This window comes from Clostridium sp. LIBA-8841, assembly GCF_034439435.1.
Lineage (GTDB): Bacteria > Bacillota > Clostridia > Clostridiales > Clostridiaceae > Sarcina.
On sequence record NZ_JAPCKJ010000002.1, the window covers coordinates 132,723 to 152,573 of the forward strand.

A 19,851-nucleotide genomic window follows, 5' to 3' on the forward strand; every position below is an offset into this window, starting at 1 on the left:
CTAATCCCATTTTTTAAATAATAATGATGCGTTATGACCACCAAAACCTAGTGCATTATTTATTACATATTTTAAATCTGCTTCTCTACCTTCATTTACAACATAATCTAAGTCACATTCTTCATCTGGAACTTTAAAGCCTATTGTTGGAGGTATAAATCCTTCTTCTAGGGCTTTTATACAAATTACAGATTCTATAGCTCCAGCAGCACCTAGAAGATGACCTGTCATTGATTTTGTTGATGAAACAGGAATCTTATAAGCTTGTTCCCCAAAGCATCCTTTAATAGCTAAAGTTTCAAACTTATCATTTAAAGGAGTACTTGTTCCATGTGCGTTTACATATGAAACTTCATCTTTATTTATTTTACCTTCTTCAATAGCAGCTTCAATAGCTCTTTTAGCTCCTTCTCCCTCTGGATCAGGTGAAGTTATATGATATGCATCACAAGTTGCACCATATCCTATGATTTCTCCATAGATTTTAGCTCCTCTTTTCTGAGCGCTTTCTAAGCTTTCTAAAATTAATATTCCAGCACCCTCTCCCATAACAAATCCAGCTCTTTCCTTATCAAATGGAATTGAAGCTCTCTCTGGCTCGTTATTAGTATTTAATGCCTTAAGATTAGTGAAACCTGCGATTGCAGCTCTTGTTATAGCTGCCTCTGATCCTCCTGATATAACTATATCAGAATATCCATGTTTTATACTTCTATAAGCAGCTCCTATAGAACTTACCCCTGTTGCGCAAGCTGTAACTAATGATTCACATACTCCTTTTGCACCATATTTAATAGCTATGTTTCCAGCCACTAAATTTATTATTCCAGCAGGAATTGCAAATGGAGAAACTCTAGCTGGTCCTCTGTTTAATAAAACATCAAACTGAGCTTCTAAAGTAGCATATCCTCCTATTCCAGATCCAACAATAACTCCAACTCTATTTGGATCTACATTATCACTACTTAAATCTAACTTAGCATCTTTCATAGCTTCTTCTGTAGCAACAAGAGCAAAATGAGTAAATCTATCTAAACGCTTAGCTTCTTTCTTATCAATAAACTCTTCTACATTAAAGTTTTTAACTTCTCCTGCTATTTTAACCTTATAATCAGTAGTATCAAATAAAGTTATTTCATCTATTCCACAAACACCATTTTTAGCATTCGTCCAAAATTCATTTACATTATTTCCGATTGGGGTAACTGCTCCCATTCCCGTTATAACAACTCTGTTTTCCATAATAATAAATCCTCCTACATTACCATTCCGCCGTCTACATTTATGACTTGACCTGTTATATAATTTGCTGCATCTGATGCTAAAAATCCTACTAAATTAGCAATATCTTCAGGATTCCCTAATTTCTTTAAAGGAATATTTTTAATAGCCTCTTCTTTAACTTTATCAGATAAAACTGATGTCATATCTGTATTTATAAATCCAGGAGCTACTGCATTAACAGTTATTCCTCTACTTCCTAACTCTCTAGCTAATGACTTAGTTAGTCCTATAACTCCAGCTTTTGATGCTGCATAGTTAGATTGACCAGCATTACCTGTTATTCCAACAACAGATGTCATATTTATAATTTTACCAAACTTTTGTTTCAACATTATGGCAGAAGCATGTTTAGCACAATTAAATGTTCCTTTTAGATTAACATCTATTACACTATCAAAATCTTCTTCTTTCATTCTCATAATTAATGTATCTTTTGTTATACCAGCATTATTTATAAGAATATCTATTTTTCCAAATTCTTCTTTACACTTATCAATAAGTTTTTTAGAGTCTTCAAAATTACTTATATCACATTTTACAGTAAGAACTTTTACACCTTTTTCTTCTAAAATAGCTTTTAATTCTTCTGCTTCCTTATCGGAATTTCTATAATTTATAACTATATTTGCTCCATTATCTGCTAATTTTAAAGCAATCGCTCTTCCAATACCTCTTGTTCCACCAGTTACTACTGCTACTTTATCTTTTAACATAGATTAAAGTACCTCCATATCTTTTAATTTTGATAATGTTTTTTCTAATGAATTTAAATCTTCAACGTTAAGTACAGTAACATTTTTATTTATTTTCTTCACAAAACCACTTAAGGCTTTACCTGGTCCTATTTCTATAAAAGTATCAACACCATTTTCAAGCATCTTTTCTATATCATTTACGAATAAAACAGATTTTTTAACTTGAGAAGTTAAAAGTTCTATTATGTCATCATCTTCTGAGTAAGCCTCGCCTTTAACGTTTGACATAACAACACCATTAAGTTCATTTATTGAGATTTTCTTTAATTCTTCTTCTAACTTTTCAGCTGCTGGTTGTAACATTGAACAATGAAAAGGAGCTGAAACTGGTAATTTTACGGCTCTTCCACCGGCTTCTTTTATGAATTCCATAGCTTTATCTAGAGCTTTTAATTCTCCAGATATAACAATTTGACCAGGTGAGTTATAGTTTGCACCTTCAACTACTCCATATTCAGAACTTTTCTCTATTATTTCGTCAACTTGCTCAGGTGTCATTCTTAAAACTGCAACCATACCCCCAATGCCTTCGGCAACAGCTTCTTGCATAAACTTACCTCTTTTTTTAACAAGCTTAACTCCATCCTCAAAGTTAATGGCACCACTATGAATAAGTGCAGAATATTCTCCTAGACTTAATCCACAACTTATATCTGACTTAATTCCTAATTTGTCTAAAGCTGTTAATATAGCCATGTTTGTTGTTACTATTGCAGGTTGAGTAAATTCTGTTTTATTTAATAATCCATCTGGATCATTAAAACATAATTCTTCCATATCTAATCCTAAAGCATTACTACTTATTTTAAATATCTCTTTACTCTCTTCAAATTTATCAAAGAACTCTTTTCCCATACCTACATATTGAGCGCCTTGCCCTGCAAATAAAAATCCTAGTTTAGCCATTAAAATACCTCCTAAAACATAACGGATTAAAAATTGATATATTTATAATTATATTCTTATATAATATTATTTTCTAGATTTTGTTTTTTGAAATTTTATAATTTAACTAAAGTAGCTCCCCAAGTAAGACCACCACCGAATCCAACCATTATTATGTTGTCTCCTCTTTTTACTTTTCCTTCATCTACAGCCTCACAAAGTGCTATTGGAATACTTGCACCAGATGTATTACCATAATTTTTTAGGTTTATTATAAATTTTTCAGTTGGTATTCCTAATCTTTTACCTACGTAATCTATAATTCTTAGATTTGCTTGGTGAGGAATTATAGCATCAATTTCATCTATCTTAATATTTTCATTTTCTAAAATTTCAACTATACTTTCTTCCATTACTTTTGTAGCAAATTTAAATATTTCTCTTCCATTCATGCTTATGTAATTTTCAGAAACCTTCTTTTCATTTTTAAATGGACTATTTAATGGCAGTGCTTCAATGACAAGCGAATCACCTTTCGTTCCATCTGATTTTACATTAACACATCTTATTCCACAATCTTCTTCAGTAGCTGTAATAACAGTAGCTCCAGCACCATCACCAAATAATACACAACTTCCTCTATCTTCCCAGTTAAGTGCCTTTGATAAAGTTTCAGCGCCTATTATCAATGCATTTTTAGCTTCTCCTGATTTTATTAGTGATCTTCCCATCTTAAGTGCATATATAAACCCAGTGCATGCTGCGTTTATATCAAAAGCCCATGCATTTTTAGCTCCTAATTTATCTTGTACTATACATGCTGTAGATGGAGTAAAATTATCTGGAGTTACAGTAGCTAAGATTATAACATCTATATCCTCTGCACTTAGGCCTGCTTTAGCTAAAGCCACTTTTCCAGCCTCTACTGCTAAATCAGATGTATTTTCTTCTAGTGAAATATATCTTCTCTCTATTCCAGTTCTTGTTCTAATCCATTCATCACTAGTATCTAAAAATTCTTGTAATCTTTCATTTTCTATTAAATTTTTAGGTGTGTACAAGCCAAATCCTATCATTTTAGCATTTTTCATATTAAATCTCCTTTGATTTTATAAGTTCTAGTTTCTTTTCGAAGAACTTATCTAGCTTCCCTAAAGAACTTATTAAGACTTCCTCCTCCTGAACACCTAGTTCTTCTAGAACATGATCTATCATTTCTTCATGAAATTTCTCATGTACTTTATAAGCTAAAGTTCCCTTTTCTGTAAGCTCTATCATAACAACTCTTCTATCTTCTTCTATTCTTCTTCTATTAACATATCCCTTTTTTATTAGCTTGTTTATAGCAGTTGTTAAAGTTCCTACAGTAATATTTAAATCTAATGCCACTTCAGACATTGTTCTTGCTTTCCCTACTCCTATAGCCTCTATAGTATGGTTTTCTGTTATTGATAAATCGTTAAAAGGTGAACTTTTTAACGCAAATTCCTCTATTCTCAAAATATTATTAAATAATTTTACTAAAATATTATTTAGTACTAACTCACTTTCCCTCATCCTAAAATCGCTCCCTTACTTCAAAATTATTAGATATAAAATTCAAACATTTTGAATGTCAAATCAAATATTTTGATATTCAAAATATACTATACTCAATAAGAATTGTCAACTCTTCTATTTTTTAAGCAAATAAAACCTATAGGATATTTCCTATAGGCTTTATTTATGTTAAACATCTTCAGGTCTAAATGATATTAATAAATTTTCTCTTTTACTACCTAAATACCTATATTTTACATTGGCTTTGTCAAACATGAGCTTAGATGCTTTAACAATGTCAGTGTCCTTATACTTATCTGATAAATATATTACCTCATTTATTCCAGATTGAATTATAGCTTTAGCACATTCATTACAAGGAAATAATGTTGCATATACTCTACAGTTTTTAACATTTTTACCTGTACTATTTAAAATAGCATTAAGTTCAGCATGACATGCATATGGGTATTTTGTTTCTAAAAACTCTCCAGTATTATTCCAAGGTAGTTCATCATCTGAACATCCTTTAGGAAAACCATTATACCCAATTCCGACTATTTTATTATCACTATCTACTATACAAGCTCCAACTTGAGTGTTTGGATCCTTACTTCTTTTAGCACTAATTAATGCAACTCCCATAAAATACTCATCCCATGAAATATAATCTTCTCTTTTGCTAATCATATTAACCCTCCTAAATAGAACTTAACACTAATTTTAAAGTTTTTTTATTTTTTTTCAAGTGTTTTCAAGTTTTTCTTTATTATTTAATCTCAATTTTATCTTAAATTTATCGTTTTCTTAGGACATTTTGATGCACATACTCCACAGGAATTACATTTTTCATAATTAATAGTTGCTAATGAATTTTCAACCTTTATAGCTTCATTTGGACAATTTTTTTCACATATTTTACATCCAATACATCCTACAGTACAATTTTGATTTACTACTTTTCCAATATCATTAGAATTACATTTAACAACTACTTTTTGATCATCTTTTATTATATCAATAAGATTTTGTGGACAGGCTTTAACACATGCTTTACATGCTACACATTTTGAAGAATCAATCTGTGCTATACCATTAATAATACTTATAGCTCCAAACTTACAAGCATCTTTACAACTTCCTAGACCAAAGCATCCATATTTACACCCTTCATTTTCTTTACTTTCCAAGAATACTTTAGCTTCATCACAACCTTTATCTGTAGGTATGTTTAATTTAACTTTCTTTTTATTACAATCTCCCATACATTTTACAAAGGCAACCTTCTTTTCTACAGCTTTAACTTTTACTCCTAAAATTTCTCCAATCTGTTTAGATACATTTGCTCCTCCAACACCACATAATGTAATATCAGCTCCCTCTTCAACTACAGCAGTAGCATAGGCATCACATCCTGGGTAACCACATCCACCACAGTTAGCACCAGGTAAAATTTCTCTTATTTTAGGAATTCTTTCATCAACTTTAACCTCAAATTTTTTTGAAGCAAACCCTAAAAGAATTCCAAATAAAAGACCTAATATACCTAAAATTAAAATAGAAAATAATATACTTGAAAAATCCATTTTAAAATCCTCCTAATTTATATAAGTCCTTGAAATCCTAAAAATGCTATAGACATAAGTGCTGCTGTAAAAAGAGTTATTGGTAATCCTTTAAAATAAGGATGTATTTCTTCATTATTATCTATTCTTTCTCTTAAAAAGGACATTAAAACTATAGCAAGCATAAATCCACTAGCAGCACCTAAAGCATGGACTATAGACTGAATTAATGTATATCCTTCTTCAACATTTGTAACAGCCATACCTAAAACCGCACAGTTTGTAGTTATTAAAGGTAAAAATATTCCTAATGCTTTATATAAACTAGGACTATATTTTTTTACAACCATTTCAACAAATTGAACTAAAGAAGCAATAACAAGTACAAAAACTATAGTTTTTAAATATGTTATATTTAATTTATCTAAAACTAAATTATAAACAAGCCAAGATATTATACTAGCAAGCACCATTACAAAGGTAACAGCAAGGCCCATTCCAATTGCAGCTTCCTTCTTTTTTGATACTCCTATAAATGAACATATACCTAAAAACTTAGATAAAACAAAATTATTAACAAGCATAGCACCAATAAAAATTAGTAATAATTCCATACTACTCACCCCTAATTCCTATATTTTTATCAAGAATTTTTGCCACATCCAGAACAAGTACTACAATTATGTTCCAAACATTTAGCTTTCTTTCCTTCTTTTTTTGCCTTATTTATATTTCTATAATTTAAAAATGTCATTAAGGCACCTAATGTTAAGAATGCTCCAGGTGCTAATATCATAATAGTAGCTGGTTTAAATCCCTGTGGCATAATGCTCATTCCTAAGAATGTTCCTGCTCCTAATATCTCTCTAAAAGTACCTATGGAAAATAAAGCTATTATAAATCCTATTCCCATTCCAACAGCATCAAAAATTGATGGTATTATTGGATTTTTAGAAGCATAAGCCTCTGCACGCCCTAAAATAACACAGTTAACAACTATAAGTGGTATAAAAATCCCTAAGGATTTGTATAACGATTGAACATAGGCATTCATTAACATATCAACTATTGTAACAAAGGAAGCTATTATAACTATATATGCTGGAATTCTTATTTTACTTGGTATTAACTTTCTTAAAGCTGAAATTATCATATTGGAAAAAATCAAAACAACAGTTGAAGCAATTCCCATACCTATAGCGTTTTCAACACTTGAAGTAACAGCAAGGGTTGGACACATAGCTAATACCTGAACAAATATAGGGTTTTCAGTAACTATACCATTTTTTAATCTTTCAAATAAAACCTTCAAAAATATCCCTCCCTAATTAATTAAGATTATTATTATAAAAGTTAATTACATTTGTAACTCCTTTTATAATAGCCATGGAACTTTTTGTTGCTCCACTTACGGAATCAACATTTATTACTTCTCCATAGGAACTTACATCAATCTCTGCTGTATTTTCTTTAACTGAATGCTTATCTAAAGAAGAAATTCCTATAAATCCATTTAAGAAATTTTCATCCTCTATTGAATCTCCAAGGCCAGCAGTTTCTTTATGATCTATTATTTGTACTCCTGTAACTATTCCCCCATTAGAAATTCCAACAGCAAACTTTATTGGTTTATCATCATACATTCCAACATGACTTCCCTCAATTGCATATCCAATTTCTTTTTCATCATTAGATACTATATGAACTTTTTCTATTCCTTCTTCTAACTCAATAGCTAATTCTTTAGAAGTTCCTTCTAAATTAATATTTGCTAAATTTAAAGCCTTTTCTTGTGATAAATCTTCTCCTAAAATATTTCCTTTATAAAAATTTATAGAATCATTAATTCCACTTAGCACTGCATTTGATGATATTGTAGCCCCTGTTATTCCTTGAATTTCTCCCTCATTGCTTGGAGCGGTTTTAACTGTTTTAATTTTATCTTCAATTGTTAACCCTTTAAATTTATCAGTAAAGATAGTCTCTTCTACTTTTGCACCTAATCCTGGAGTTTCTGATTGTGATAAAATTTTAACTCCACTAATCCCGCCTTCATTATCAATAGCTACAACCATATCTATTGCACCATTAAAACCTTTTGGAGAGACCTTTATAACATATCCCACACTTCCTGAGTCTCCTTTTGCTTCAAAAACTTCCGATATGGTTGAATCTTCCTTTTTTTCAAAAGCAAAATCTTCTATTTTATTTGCGCTAGGTAATATTTCCTTTAAATCTTCTGCACTTAACTTTGAATTTTGAGCAATAACCTCTTTGGTAAATTCATTAGCAAAGCCTAAAAATATACCAGCAAATGAAGTTATTAAACAAAGTATAAGTCCTAATTTTAGATTTTCTTTCATGATTTCTTTCTCCCTCCCATAAAACAATTAATTTAAAAATCTAAAATCCTTAGTACCTTACTTTTTTTCTGTATTATGTTCTTTATTTTAAAGCATTAGTTAAAATTAGAAATTTAATTTAGTATCATTCTTTTAAGGCTATATTAAAAGGTAGTATTTTAATTCTTAAAATATTACAAAAAACAAAAAAACATAAGACTAAATTTGTTTAGTCTTATGTTTCTAAAAACTTTTAATTTAAACTATTAAATTATTTCTAATAAATATATCTTTTTTCTATGCTTGAATCTGATATTATAGGAGAAATATCAACCTTTAAAACAGAATCTTTTGAACAATTTTCCATTGATATAATAGTTATATTCATATTTACTTTTCCTAATATCTTTACTGGTATATTATTATTGAAGATTACACTTCTTTCCTTAAATCTTCTATAAACCATTCTAAATATATCATAAAAAACATTATTTTTAATTTCTCTACTTATACCTAATCCATGTACATTACCACATTCAATTATTCCTATTTCCATATCCTTATTAGCTTTAAATAGACATCCATAACCAACAGTTTGTCCTTTTACAACTTTATAAGTATTTACTGGTTTTGCATAGTACTCATAAGTTTTCTTAATTCCTTTATTAAATCCTATATATCCATAAAGGACATTTCCAGCTCTAGCTCCTGTAGTAAAATCACATGCTTTGCTTAATTGATCATTTACAATAGCACTTGATGCCATACAATGTATTACCCTTACTTTTCCTATATATTTCTCAGTAGTAGATTTAAATAAATTTACTTGATTTAAAGTATAATTAACATCCTTTGCATTATGTAAATGAGTATATATACCATCAATCTCAATGTTAGGGAAATCCTTCTCTATTTTCTCTATGAACGAATCTAATCTTTCAGGTTTTATTCCCATTCTGCTCATTCCTGTATCTACATATATATGTACTCTTCTTTTTGTCTCTTTATTTAAATCATCTAATATCTCTTCATTGTCTAAAGTTAATATTAAATTTTCTCTCTCATCTTTAAAATCTTCTTTTGTGCATAAAGGAGATAATATAAGTATATCTTTTTTAATATTTTCTAAGCATAAACTTTCTTCTATATTACCTACAGCTATTATATCAACTTTATCTTCTATGAATTCGGCAATTTTTTTACTTCCTAATCCATAAGCATCTCCTTTTATAACAGCAATAAATTTTTTATCTTGGATTAAATCCTTTATTATATTTATATTATTCTCTATATTTTTTAAATTTACATCGCACCAAAAATAATTACTCATATTTTAATCCTCTTTCTACATTAAAGTTACATTTTATATGATAACATTTTTTTATGAATATATAAATTACTAATTTATGATTAATTATATCCAAATAAAAAAATCCCTTTACTTAATTTAAAAGTAAAGGGAAAAACAAATTCCTACGTAAGCCTTATAAAAGACTCATTTATAGTATATTCTTCAGAACTATTTTTTATTCTCTTTTAATATATCTGCAATAGCCGCTATGCTACCTAGAGAAGATACTGCTTCATTAGGCAAAATAAGCTTATTAGCTGGATTAGTAGCCATTTCTTTTAATGCTTCAACTTGCTTTAATGCTATTACTGTTTCATTAGTTCCAGATTCAATTATTGCAGTATTTATTCTTTCAATAGCGGCAGCTTCTGCCTTAGAAACTTCTGCAATGGCTCTAGCTTTACCTTCGGCTTCAAGTAATTGAGATTCCTTTAAACCTTCAGCATGTCTAATATTTGCTTCTTTTTCTGCTTCTGCTCTTAAAATCTTAGCCTGTTTTTCTGCTTCAGCTTTTGCTATTTCACTTTGTTTTAATCCTTCAGCTTGTAATATAGTAGCTCTCTTATCTCTTTCGGCCTTCATTTGTTTTTCCATAGCATCTTGAATTTCAGCTGGTGGCATTATATTTTTAATTTCTACAGAAAGTATTTTTATACCATAAGCATCTGTTATTGTATCTATTATTGTTAAAAGCTCTAAGTTTATTTGATCTCTTCCTGATAAAACTTCATCTAAAGACATATTACCAACTATATTTCTCATATTTGTTATAGTTGAATAAACAATACCAGATTTAAAATCTTCTATATTATAAACTGCATCTTTAGCGTTTAATACTTTATAGAATATAACATTATCAATTTCAATTTTTACATTATCCTTAGTGATTACGTACTGTGGAGGTATATCTAATATTTGTTGTTTAGTTGAAATTCTTTTTCTTACAAAGTCAGCAAAAGGAATAACTAAATGCCAACCTGGCTCTAATATTTTACTAAATTGTCCAAAACGTTCTAATACATAAACATATCCTGTATTTACAACTTTTATTGAAGAAATTGCCGCAAATACCACTATTAATAATAAGATTATAATAATTACAGTAGCTACCATTTGTAACCCCTCCTATTTTTTAATTAGAATTTTATTTCCTTCTATACCTATAATCTCGACCTTTGTCCCCTTTTTTAAAGGACCACTAACACTTTTAAATGTCCAATAAATCCCCTCAAATTTAATTAACGCTGAATCCTCTATGTTTTCATCTAATATAAGTTTTCTGCCTACATAGTCTTGTTCCATTGTTTTAGTTCCTATATTATCCAACTTTATTTTCTTCTTAATTTTAGGATAAATATAGAAGAAAAAGAAAATTGTTATTATGGCAAATAGTATGAATTGTAATATTACATTAGCATTTAAAAATGCTAATACTAACCCACCTAGAGCCCCAAAGGAAAATCCAACAAATAGAACGTCAGAGCTTAAATAGTCTATAATTATACCTGCTAAAATTACTGTTACCCAAAGCCATAACATTAATACCCCTCCTTTATTTAATTTACTTTTTATTAATATTTACTTTATTATACAGTTTATACATTATTTTTGCAAGTATTATTTTTAACTTTTTAAAATAATATTATAAAACATTATAAGAGTTAATAAATACTATATTTCTTCAGTTGATTTTATTAAGAATTCACATTAATATTTAATATATAGGTTTGTTTAGTAAATGTTTCTACTATAAGAAAATATTATTTAAAAACACATATTTCCTTATGGGATAAACTTTTATTACTATAGAAATACTAAAAATAAAATATAAATGGAGATGATGCTATGGATTTCATAAAAGTAGGTGCAGCTTCACCTAAAGTAAAAATAAGTGATATAAAATATAATCTTAAAGAAATAGAGAATATGATTTTAGATGCTATAGATGAGGAAGTTAAAGTTTTAGTTTTTCCAGAGTTAAGTATATCTGCTTACACTTGTGGTGATTTATTTACAAACCAAAAACTAATTGAAAATTGTAACTTAGCTATAGAAAGCTTAGTTAACTTTTCTAAAGAAAAAGATATATTAATAGCTGTTGGTGCTCCTTTATTATATAGATATTCTTTATATAACTGTGCATACATAATCCTAAATGGAAAAGTTTTAGGTATAGTTCCAAAAAGCTACATACCAAACTATTCAGAGTTCTATGAAAAAAGATGGTTCACAGAAGGTTTCAATATTAAAGGATTAAATTTAGATTTACCTTTTCAAAAAGAAGTTCCTTTTGGAACTGATTTAATATTCTCATTTGAAAGCTTAAAAATAGGATTTGAAATTTGCGAAGACTTATGGGTTACTATACCACCTAGCTCTAATTTAGCTCTTATGGGTGCTAACCTTATTTGTAACCTTTCAGCTTCTAATGAACTTGTATCAAAGAGCTCATATAGAAAGTCATTAGTACAAAATCAAAGTGCTAGAACAATGAGCGCATATATTTATTCTTCAGCTGGAGTTCATGAATCAACTACAGATCTATTATTCAGTGGCCATATGCTTATAGCTGAAAATGGTACTATATTAAAAGAAAATAATAGATTTAGAAGAGAAAATGATTTATTAACTGGTATAGTTGATCTATTTAGATTAGATGCTGAAAGAACTAAAAATATAAGCTTTAGAAACTCTACTTTTAATGAACAAAATGAACCTAGATTTATACCTTTTACTTTAGAGAATACAAAAATAAATAATTTTGATAGAGAAATAGATAAACATCCATTCTTACCAAAATCACAATACGCAATGGAAGCTCGTTGTGAAGAGATATTAAATATACAAGCAGCTGCTCTTGCTAAAAGATTAGAACATACTAATCTAAAGAGAGCCGTAATAGGTATTTCAGGTGGCCTTGACTCTACTCTTGCTCTATTAGTAGTTGTAAAAACATTTGATATGTTAAATATACCTAGAGAAAATATAATAACTGTAACTATGCCTGGTTTCGGGACTACAGACAGAACATATAATAATGCTGTAACTCTTTGCAAAGAACTTGATTGTGACTTTAGAGAAATAAATATAGTAAAGGCTGCTCTTCAACATTTTGAAGATATTGGTCATGATAAAGAGATTCATGATGTAACTTATGAAAATGTTCAAGCAAGAGAAAGAACTCAAATACTTATGGATATAGCAAATAAAGAAGGTGGCTTATTAATAGGTACTGGTGATCTTTCTGAATTAGCTTTAGGATGGTGTACTTATAATGGAGATCATATGTCAATGTATTCTGTTAACTGCTCTATTCCTAAAACTTTAGTTAGATTCTTAGTTAATTACTTTGCTAATAATGAAATTTCAGATGATGCTAAAGAAGCATTACTAGATATTTTAGATACCCCTGTTAGCCCAGAGTTACTACCAAAGGATAAAGAGGGAAAAATCGCTCAAAAAACTGAAGATATTGTTGGTCCATATGAACTTCATGATTTCTTTCTATATCATTTTATAAAACATGGTTCAAGTCCTGAAAGAATATTCTTGCTAGCCAAGGAAGCCTTCAAAAACGATTATGACGAAGAAACCATAAAAAAATGGTTAGATAAATTTATAAGAAGATTCTTTACTCAACAATTTAAGCGTTCTGCTCTTCCAGACGGTCCAAAGGTAGGTTCAATATCCCTTTCACCTAGAGGTGATTGGAGAATGCCTTCTGATGCAGTATATAATGATTTTTTAATATAAAAATAATTAAGTTTTTTTAATTTAAGCTATAAATATTATTCTAAAACTATTTATTATAATCTAGAATATTCTGAAATAAATAGTTTTTAGAATATGTTTATAGTTTTTTTATTAAATTTTTAAAAAAAACAAAAATTATTTTTATTTTTTTAATGTATTCAGAGATAAATCACCTATCTTAACGAATTATTTTTACTATTTTTGGTGTATTCTTATACAAAAAAATAGTATTTTGTAAAAAAATTAAGAACATTGACATACTTTTGCCAAAAATATATTGTAAACTTTTATATAGATAATGTATAATTAGAATTTAGACAGATACTTATTTTAAATCAGTTATTTTGTCAAAATATGTTTGATACAAATTATTTAAAAAGGAGGAGCTAGGAGGCTATGAGTAAATATGATAAAAAACTTAAAAAAGCATTAGCTCAATATGAAAATGGAAATTATGAGGAAGCATTAGATATATGTGAAAAAGTACTTGATAAAGATTATAATAATGAAGAAGCACTTATATTAGAAGGAAGAGCTCTTGAGAAGCTTAATAGAATAAGTGATGCTATTGTTTCTTGGAAAATAAACTCTGAGTACAACAACAATGAAGAAGCTAGAACAAAACTTGAAAAGTTTAATAATATAGATGAGAAAAAACTAGCAATGAGTACTATATTCAGTGATACTATGAAGGATGAAATTAAGGCTAGACTTCAAGAAGAAGCTCAAAAAGAATATGCTAAGCAATTAGAAAAAAGAGAGCCTGAAACTAATCCTGAAGTTAAAAAGACTGAAAAGGTTAAAGAAAATTCAAAAGTTGAACAAGCTTCAGTTATTAATATCAATAAAGAAACACCAAAAGAAGATATTAAAATCGATGATATAAAAATAAGTCAATCAGTTAAGGAAACTCCAATTAAAGAAGCTCCAAAAGCTGAAAATAAACATCTTGATAATGTAACAAAAGTTGACTTCCATAAAAAAGATGAAATTAAAAATGAAAAAATAAAGGAAGCTAAAGAAACTAAGGATGATAATGAACCTAGAGTTATTAGTACACCTAACTTTAAAAATGAAAAGTCAAATTCAAAAAAATCAAATAAAAAGAAACCTGTTAAGTATGTTGCTGTAGCTGTTTCAGGTGCTATTGTCCTACTACTTGCTTATGGTATAACAAAGAATATAAAAACTACAAATGCAGGTAATACTCAAGTAACTTCAACTGAAGAAAGTACTGACCAAGCTAGTAATTCAACAGAGAATAAGCCAAGCGAAAATTCATCAACTGAAAATAAAACACTTAATGTAGATGAATTAAATAAAGCTGTTCAAGATAAAGACATAACTTCTCTTTATACAATATTAACTTCTACTCCAAAGGATAAAGTCCCAGCAGATGCTTTAGATGCTTATAATAAAGCCGAGGAGTTAATGAAAAATGATGGAGTTAAAGATTTATACTTAAAAGGATCAGATTTATTTAAAGAGAAAAAATATGAGGATGCTCTTAAAGATTTTCAAAAAGCATATGCATTCTCAGATGGTTCTTACTTAAAGCCTCACTTAATGTATTTCATAGGAACTTCTTATGAGAACTTAGATAATAATGCAGAAGCAATTAAATACTTCCAAGATTATTTAAATAATTATAAAGCTAAACCAAATGCTGAAGATGTTATGTACACTCCTCAATGCTTATATAACTTAGCTATCTTATATGATAAAGAAGGTAATAGCGCTGAGGCTAAGAAATATGCTCAAGAAATTGAAGATAATTATCCAAATACAATGTTCTATAATGACGTTACTAAGAAAATTATCTACGGTAAATAATAAAAAAATCACAGGTTTTAATTAAAATCTGTGATTTTTTATTTATAGTTTTATATTAATAATAGTTAATTTAAAACTATAATTTTTTTAAAATTTAAAATAAATATTAACTTAAAAATTACATTGCTTCTGAATCAGGGAAAATCATATTTGCAACTTTTTCAAATTCTACTCCCACATATTTTGAACTATGAGAATCTGATCCTAAAACCATCGGTATATTATACTTTAAGCATAAATCTAAAAATATTCCTTGTGGATGTACTTCTCCGCATTTTTCTCTTCTAAGTCCTGAAGTATTTAAATCAATCTCATATTTACCTTTTTTCATCTCTTTAAGAACATTTTCTAAAAGTTTCATGTTATATTTCTCATTTGGAAAATCTTCTTTATATTTTCTTACTAAAGTTGGATGTCCTATTCGTTTAGGCTTGTACTTTCCTAAATCACTCTTAATTGACTTTAACATGGTTTCATAGTATAAATCATAGAGTTTATCCATTCCACCTATCTTTTCTACTAATTGGCCAATCATATCTGACCCGTTTCCTATTTGATAGTATTCACCCTCAAATTTTACTATGTGTACAGAAAGAATAGCATCGTCTAAATACTTTCCATACTTATCTAATATAGCTTTAGTTTCATGTTCATATCCTTCAACATAATCTACCTCTAAACCTACATTAACCTTAATTTTATCCTTAACCTTCTCTTTTAATTCAGCTATACCCTTTAGATATTCTTCTAATCTCTCCATAGGTAGAGCGCTATTTTTCCTTGGAGAAGGATCTTCCATAGGAAGTGGCATATGTTCTGTAAAAGTTATTTCAGTAATACCATTTTTTAATGCGGTATCAATGTACATATCTAAACTATCATCACTTCCATGAGGACAATAAGTGCTATGTACATGTCCATCTCTTCTTGTGTTTAAAATCATCTTTATCCTCCGTAATATTCTGTTATGTTTTTTGTCAAATTATTATAAGGCATATATCTTTATTTATAGTAATCCACCCTTAGGTAAAGATTCAATAAATAAAAACCTAAATAAACATATGATATATAATTAAACTAAATTAAAAACTATAAAACTTAAGATTCCAACTTAAGATTCCTATAGTTTTTAGTCTCTTTATATTATACATTATTAAATAAATAAGGCAAAATAAACCTTAAGGAGATATTTTATTTTAATTTAAATTCACATATAACAGGATAATGATCTGATGGGTATCCTCCATCTATTTCTCTATCGTCTATATATAAATTTTCAATTTTGAACTCTTTTGAATATATGATATAATCTATTACTCCTCCATCATATCCACCTTTAAAATCATGAAAAGTACCTATTATATTATTTTGAATTTTGTCATAACATACATTAAATTCTATAGTATCTTCTTCTGAGTCTTTTATTATATTAAAAAGATTATCCTCTAAGTAGCAATTAAAATCTCCCATTATTAAGTATGGTGATTTTTTTATTCCATAATTCTTTTTAACCTCATTTAATATTATTTTTATTCCCTCTTCCCTTGCCATTTCACTTTCATGATCAAGATGAGTATTATATATAACTAACTCTACATCCTTTATTTTATCTTTTGCTTTTAATCTTGTACATATTCTTGGAAGACTACTATTAAAATCTTTGCTTCCCTTAATTTTTGGAGTTTTAGATAACCAAAATTGATTCCATTCTAATAAATCAAACTTTTCTTTTTTGAAAAATACGGCATTAAATTCATCTTTACCAGTTCCTTCTCTATCCTCTCCAATCCATGAATACTCATCTAATATACTATCCATATCATTTAACATATGAATTAGCCCTTCTTGAGTTCCTATTATATCTGGTGAATATTCCTTTATTAATTTTGTAATTCTAGCACATCTTTGACTCCATTCATTATTATTCTGTGCCTTAAAATCATACTTTAAGTTAAATGTCATAATTTTTAAATTTCTCATAATCAATTATTCAATTAATAATCCTAATTAATTGAATCTCTCCCCCTTTATTTATATCTTTTTAAAATAATTATAATCTTTATATTAATATATTTTATAGTGTGAAATTATATTTTCTATGTACATATTTCAAATTAGATATATATTATTAAAATTTTAAATTAGATACTTGTTTAAACATATTCAGCTCTTTTTCAGACTCTACAGAATCTAAAGTTTCATTCCAGTCTTTATCAAATTTAATTTTAAATAATTCAACATGACTTTTATCATTTTTAGGAGCCATTGCTACATATTCTGCACCACATATTAACCTTTGTTCTAGAATTAGATATTCTACTTTTTTTCCATTTTCATCTTTAAAAGATACTACTTGATTTTCAGACATTTTATTTTCCTCCTTCAATATATTTCCATTTGATTTTTACTCTCTTTTTTATTATTTTATATATTTTTTTATTTATTCTTTTATTTATTCTTTTTTATTTTATTACTCATTTACGAGTATATTATTTAGGAGTATATTTAAGAAATAATCAAATTATTAGAATCTATAGCATCTATTTTAAAAGAAACTTATCTTTCTAAATGAAATTTACCATGAAAATTGTAAAAAAAATAAACCATCCTATCATTAGATAAGATGATTTATTAAAACTATTATTAACTTACTTATATTTTATAGAAACTACTATATTCCAAATAATTTGAATTACTAAAACTACTAAGGCTATCATTATAAAATAATAGTACGATAATAAGTTTTCAAAAAACTGTAGTTTTATAACTAAAGCTAAAATAATAGCCATAAAAGTGCTTATTATTGTTTGAACTATATAAAATTTATTCTTATTACTTTTTACTAAATAAATAAACCATATAAAAAATAATAAAGCTAAAATCAAAGCTATAACTGATAAGATATATAAATTTTCGTTACTTATGCTCTTTGAGTACTCATATCTTTTAAAATAAACATGGTGCATTACACCGGCTTTTTTAGTTGTTAAATATTCAATAGTAATTATAGCACACCATAAAGCAGCTTGAATAAATACTATTAATGGATATATTATTTTCTTTAATTTACTCATTGATTATTTCTCTGGCTCTCCAGTAATTGATGGGTTTCCAGCATTACTCCAACCAATCCATCCATCACTATATATAGATGTATTTTTAAGGCCCATTACATTAGCATAAGTATAAACTTCAGCTGCACGCCATCCACTACCGCACATAAATGTAAGATGATTTTTTAGGTTTATTCCTTGATCTTCCCACATTTTTTCTATTTCATATCCATTTCTCATTGTATTATCTACATTTCTATAATAATCTAATGAAGTTGAACCTTCTATTCCGGCATATCCGAAAACCGCTCCTGGAATACGACCTTTTTTATCATGATAGCTATATCCTGATATTTTACCTATGTATTCATCCCAAGTACGATTATCAACTAAAGTAAAGTCTGGCTTTTTAAGATCTTCTTTAAGTTCTGGAATTGTAGTTATTACACTAGGATCTGCTGGTATAGTAGCACCAAAATCTCCACCTGGAGTTTTTGGATTAACTTTTGTTTCTAGTTCATAACCTGCACTAGTCCATGCTCCATCTCCTCCATTTAATACTCTTACATCTTTAACACCCATATATTTAAGAACACTAGCTACACGATAAGCTGCCATTTGTTCAGCTCCTGTAAGTATTATTGTATCATCCTTGTTAATACCATATTCTAAAGCAAATTGACTTAATGTCTTATCATCTGCAAGCATCCATGTTGGAGGTGGTTCTATAGTATCTGTATTGATATGTACACTTGTAGGAACATGTCCTTTTCCATATGTTTGATTTTCATCTCCCCAGCTTGCTTCAAATACTTTTATATTTTTAGTATTTTCAAAAGTTTCTGGTTTTTTACCATCAATAACTTCCTTTAATATTTTAGCTGGAACTATTAAACTATAATCCTCATATTTTTCTAAAGGTAAGCTTTTATCACTTGCCCATTCTTTAATATCATATGTATATAAGTTCTTATATCCTTTTTTTGAAAGATAGTCCGCAACTACTTTAGAATCTTCTCCATTAGCATCATATAATATTATGTTTTTATCTGGAGTTATTCCTTTAGTTTTTAAGGCTTCATCTAACTTTTTCTCTTTATCCTTAGCATCTACCTTTATCCAATTTGCCGAAAAATCCTCAGCATTTGGAATATGTCCACCTCTAACCTCATCATATAAAATCCATCCATTATACGAATCACTTAAACGTGTATCAACAGCTACCCATGAGCTATCTTTTAAGTTTTCTTTTACTTCTTTTGTACTTAAAGATTTAAGAGAAACATCTGCCTCATTACTTTTACTGCTAGAACAAGCTATAAAAGTAACAGTTGATGCTACTATGATTAAACCTAAAGATAATTTTTTTAGAAAATTCATAATTTCCTCCTTAGTTTTTTATTATTCTAGTACCACTAAAAATAATACCAAATTTATATTATTTAGTAAATAAGTATTAATAATTATCAAATTTTTAGCAAATGCTATATT

20 protein-coding genes are annotated in these 19,851 nt (G+C 28.1%); 2 read left to right on the top strand and 18 right to left on the bottom strand.

Features of this window, described 5'->3' with window-relative positions:
• The 13 genes from fabF to OIF33_RS06370 all read right to left on the bottom strand — a co-directional run bounded on the left by fabF (position 1) and on the right by OIF33_RS06370 (position 11,260).
• Complete coding sequence (gene fabF / locus OIF33_RS06310) at positions 1 to 1,242, bottom strand: beta-ketoacyl-ACP synthase II (RefSeq protein WP_322503377.1); 1,242 nt, start codon at positions 1,240 to 1,242, stop codon at positions 1 to 3.
• A gap of 14 nt (positions 1,243 to 1,256) precedes the next feature.
• Positions 1,257 to 1,997, bottom strand: a complete 741-nt coding sequence (gene fabG, locus OIF33_RS06315; RefSeq protein WP_322503378.1) for a 3-oxoacyl-[acyl-carrier-protein] reductase — start codon at positions 1,995 to 1,997, stop codon at positions 1,257 to 1,259.
• Between the two features lie 3 nt (positions 1,998 to 2,000).
• Positions 2,001 to 2,945 carry an ACP S-malonyltransferase gene (fabD, locus tag OIF33_RS06320; RefSeq protein ID WP_322503379.1) on the bottom strand — a complete coding sequence of 315 codons (945 nt, stop codon included), beginning with the start codon at positions 2,943 to 2,945 and terminating at the stop codon, positions 2,001 to 2,003.
• A gap of 95 nt (positions 2,946 to 3,040) precedes the next feature.
• Positions 3,041 to 4,015 carry a beta-ketoacyl-ACP synthase III gene (locus tag OIF33_RS06325; RefSeq protein ID WP_322503380.1) on the bottom strand — a complete coding sequence of 325 codons (975 nt, stop codon included), beginning with the start codon at positions 4,013 to 4,015 and terminating at the stop codon, positions 3,041 to 3,043.
• 1 nt (position 4,016) lies between these two features.
• Positions 4,017 to 4,481 carry a MarR family winged helix-turn-helix transcriptional regulator gene (locus OIF33_RS06330; protein ID WP_322503381.1) on the bottom strand — a complete coding sequence of 155 codons (465 nt, stop codon included), beginning with the start codon at positions 4,479 to 4,481 and terminating at the stop codon, positions 4,017 to 4,019.
• Between the two features lie 171 nt (positions 4,482 to 4,652).
• Positions 4,653 to 5,153: a dCMP deaminase family protein gene (locus OIF33_RS06335; protein ID WP_322503382.1), complete on the bottom strand. Its 501-nt coding sequence runs from the start codon at positions 5,151 to 5,153 to the stop codon at positions 4,653 to 4,655.
• A gap of 95 nt (positions 5,154 to 5,248) precedes the next feature.
• Entirely contained in the window at positions 5,249 to 6,049 is an 801-nt protein-coding gene (locus OIF33_RS06340) for an RnfABCDGE type electron transport complex subunit B (RefSeq protein WP_322503383.1), read from the bottom strand.
• A gap of 17 nt (positions 6,050 to 6,066) precedes the next feature.
• Positions 6,067 to 6,642: an electron transport complex subunit RsxA gene (gene rsxA / locus OIF33_RS06345; RefSeq protein ID WP_322503384.1), complete on the bottom strand. Its 576-nt coding sequence runs from the start codon at positions 6,640 to 6,642 to the stop codon at positions 6,067 to 6,069.
• A 29-nt stretch (positions 6,643 to 6,671) separates the two neighbouring features.
• The gene (locus OIF33_RS06350; RefSeq protein WP_322503385.1) at positions 6,672 to 7,340 is read right to left on the bottom strand and encodes an electron transport complex subunit E; all 669 of its coding nucleotides are present in this window, start codon (positions 7,338 to 7,340) and stop codon (positions 6,672 to 6,674) included.
• 16 nt (positions 7,341 to 7,356) lie between these two features.
• Positions 7,357 to 8,391, bottom strand: a complete 1,035-nt coding sequence (locus OIF33_RS06355; protein ID WP_322503386.1) for an RnfABCDGE type electron transport complex subunit G — start codon at positions 8,389 to 8,391, stop codon at positions 7,357 to 7,359.
• Positions 8,392 to 8,647: 256 nt separating this feature from the next.
• On the bottom strand, positions 8,648 to 9,700 hold the full coding sequence (locus tag OIF33_RS06360; protein WP_322503387.1) for an alanine racemase: 1,053 nt from the start codon (positions 9,698 to 9,700) through the stop codon (positions 8,648 to 8,650).
• 189 nt (positions 9,701 to 9,889) lie between these two features.
• Positions 9,890 to 10,834 carry an SPFH domain-containing protein gene (locus tag OIF33_RS06365; RefSeq protein ID WP_322503388.1) on the bottom strand — a complete coding sequence of 315 codons (945 nt, stop codon included), beginning with the start codon at positions 10,832 to 10,834 and terminating at the stop codon, positions 9,890 to 9,892.
• Positions 10,835 to 10,846: 12 nt separating this feature from the next.
• Positions 10,847 to 11,260, bottom strand: a complete 414-nt coding sequence (locus OIF33_RS06370) for an NfeD family protein (RefSeq protein ID WP_322503389.1) — start codon at positions 11,258 to 11,260, stop codon at positions 10,847 to 10,849.
• A 306-nt stretch (positions 11,261 to 11,566) separates the two neighbouring features.
• Here OIF33_RS06370 and OIF33_RS06375 point away from each other — a divergent pair, with 306 nt between their 5' ends.
• Complete coding sequence (locus OIF33_RS06375; RefSeq protein ID WP_322503390.1) at positions 11,567 to 13,474, top strand: NAD(+) synthase; 1,908 nt, start codon at positions 11,567 to 11,569, stop codon at positions 13,472 to 13,474.
• 396 nt (positions 13,475 to 13,870) lie between these two features.
• Positions 13,871 to 15,307, top strand: coding sequence for a tetratricopeptide repeat protein (locus tag OIF33_RS06380; protein ID WP_322503391.1), 1,437 nt, complete (start codon positions 13,871 to 13,873; stop codon positions 15,305 to 15,307).
• Between the two features lie 118 nt (positions 15,308 to 15,425).
• Here OIF33_RS06380 and hisJ read toward each other — a convergent pair whose 3' ends face one another.
• The 5 genes from hisJ to OIF33_RS06405 all read right to left on the bottom strand — a co-directional run bounded on the left by hisJ (position 15,426) and on the right by OIF33_RS06405 (position 19,740).
• Positions 15,426 to 16,250, bottom strand: coding sequence for a histidinol-phosphatase HisJ (hisJ, locus tag OIF33_RS06385; RefSeq protein ID WP_322503392.1), 825 nt, complete (start codon positions 16,248 to 16,250; stop codon positions 15,426 to 15,428).
• Positions 16,251 to 16,498: 248 nt separating this feature from the next.
• Complete coding sequence (locus OIF33_RS06390; RefSeq protein WP_322503393.1) at positions 16,499 to 17,287, bottom strand: endonuclease/exonuclease/phosphatase family protein; 789 nt, start codon at positions 17,285 to 17,287, stop codon at positions 16,499 to 16,501.
• Positions 17,288 to 17,435: 148 nt separating this feature from the next.
• Positions 17,436 to 17,675: a DUF1292 domain-containing protein gene (locus OIF33_RS06395; protein WP_322503394.1), complete on the bottom strand. Its 240-nt coding sequence runs from the start codon at positions 17,673 to 17,675 to the stop codon at positions 17,436 to 17,438.
• A gap of 280 nt (positions 17,676 to 17,955) precedes the next feature.
• Positions 17,956 to 18,381 (bottom strand): hypothetical protein, encoded by a 426-nt coding sequence (locus OIF33_RS06400; RefSeq protein WP_322503395.1) that lies wholly within the window; start codon positions 18,379 to 18,381, stop codon positions 17,956 to 17,958.
• A gap of 3 nt (positions 18,382 to 18,384) precedes the next feature.
• A complete protein-coding gene (locus OIF33_RS06405) occupies positions 18,385 to 19,740 on the bottom strand; it encodes a rhodanese-like domain-containing protein (RefSeq protein WP_322503396.1) in 1,356 nt (451 codons plus the stop codon).
• Between the last annotated feature and the right edge of the window lie 111 nt (positions 19,741 to 19,851).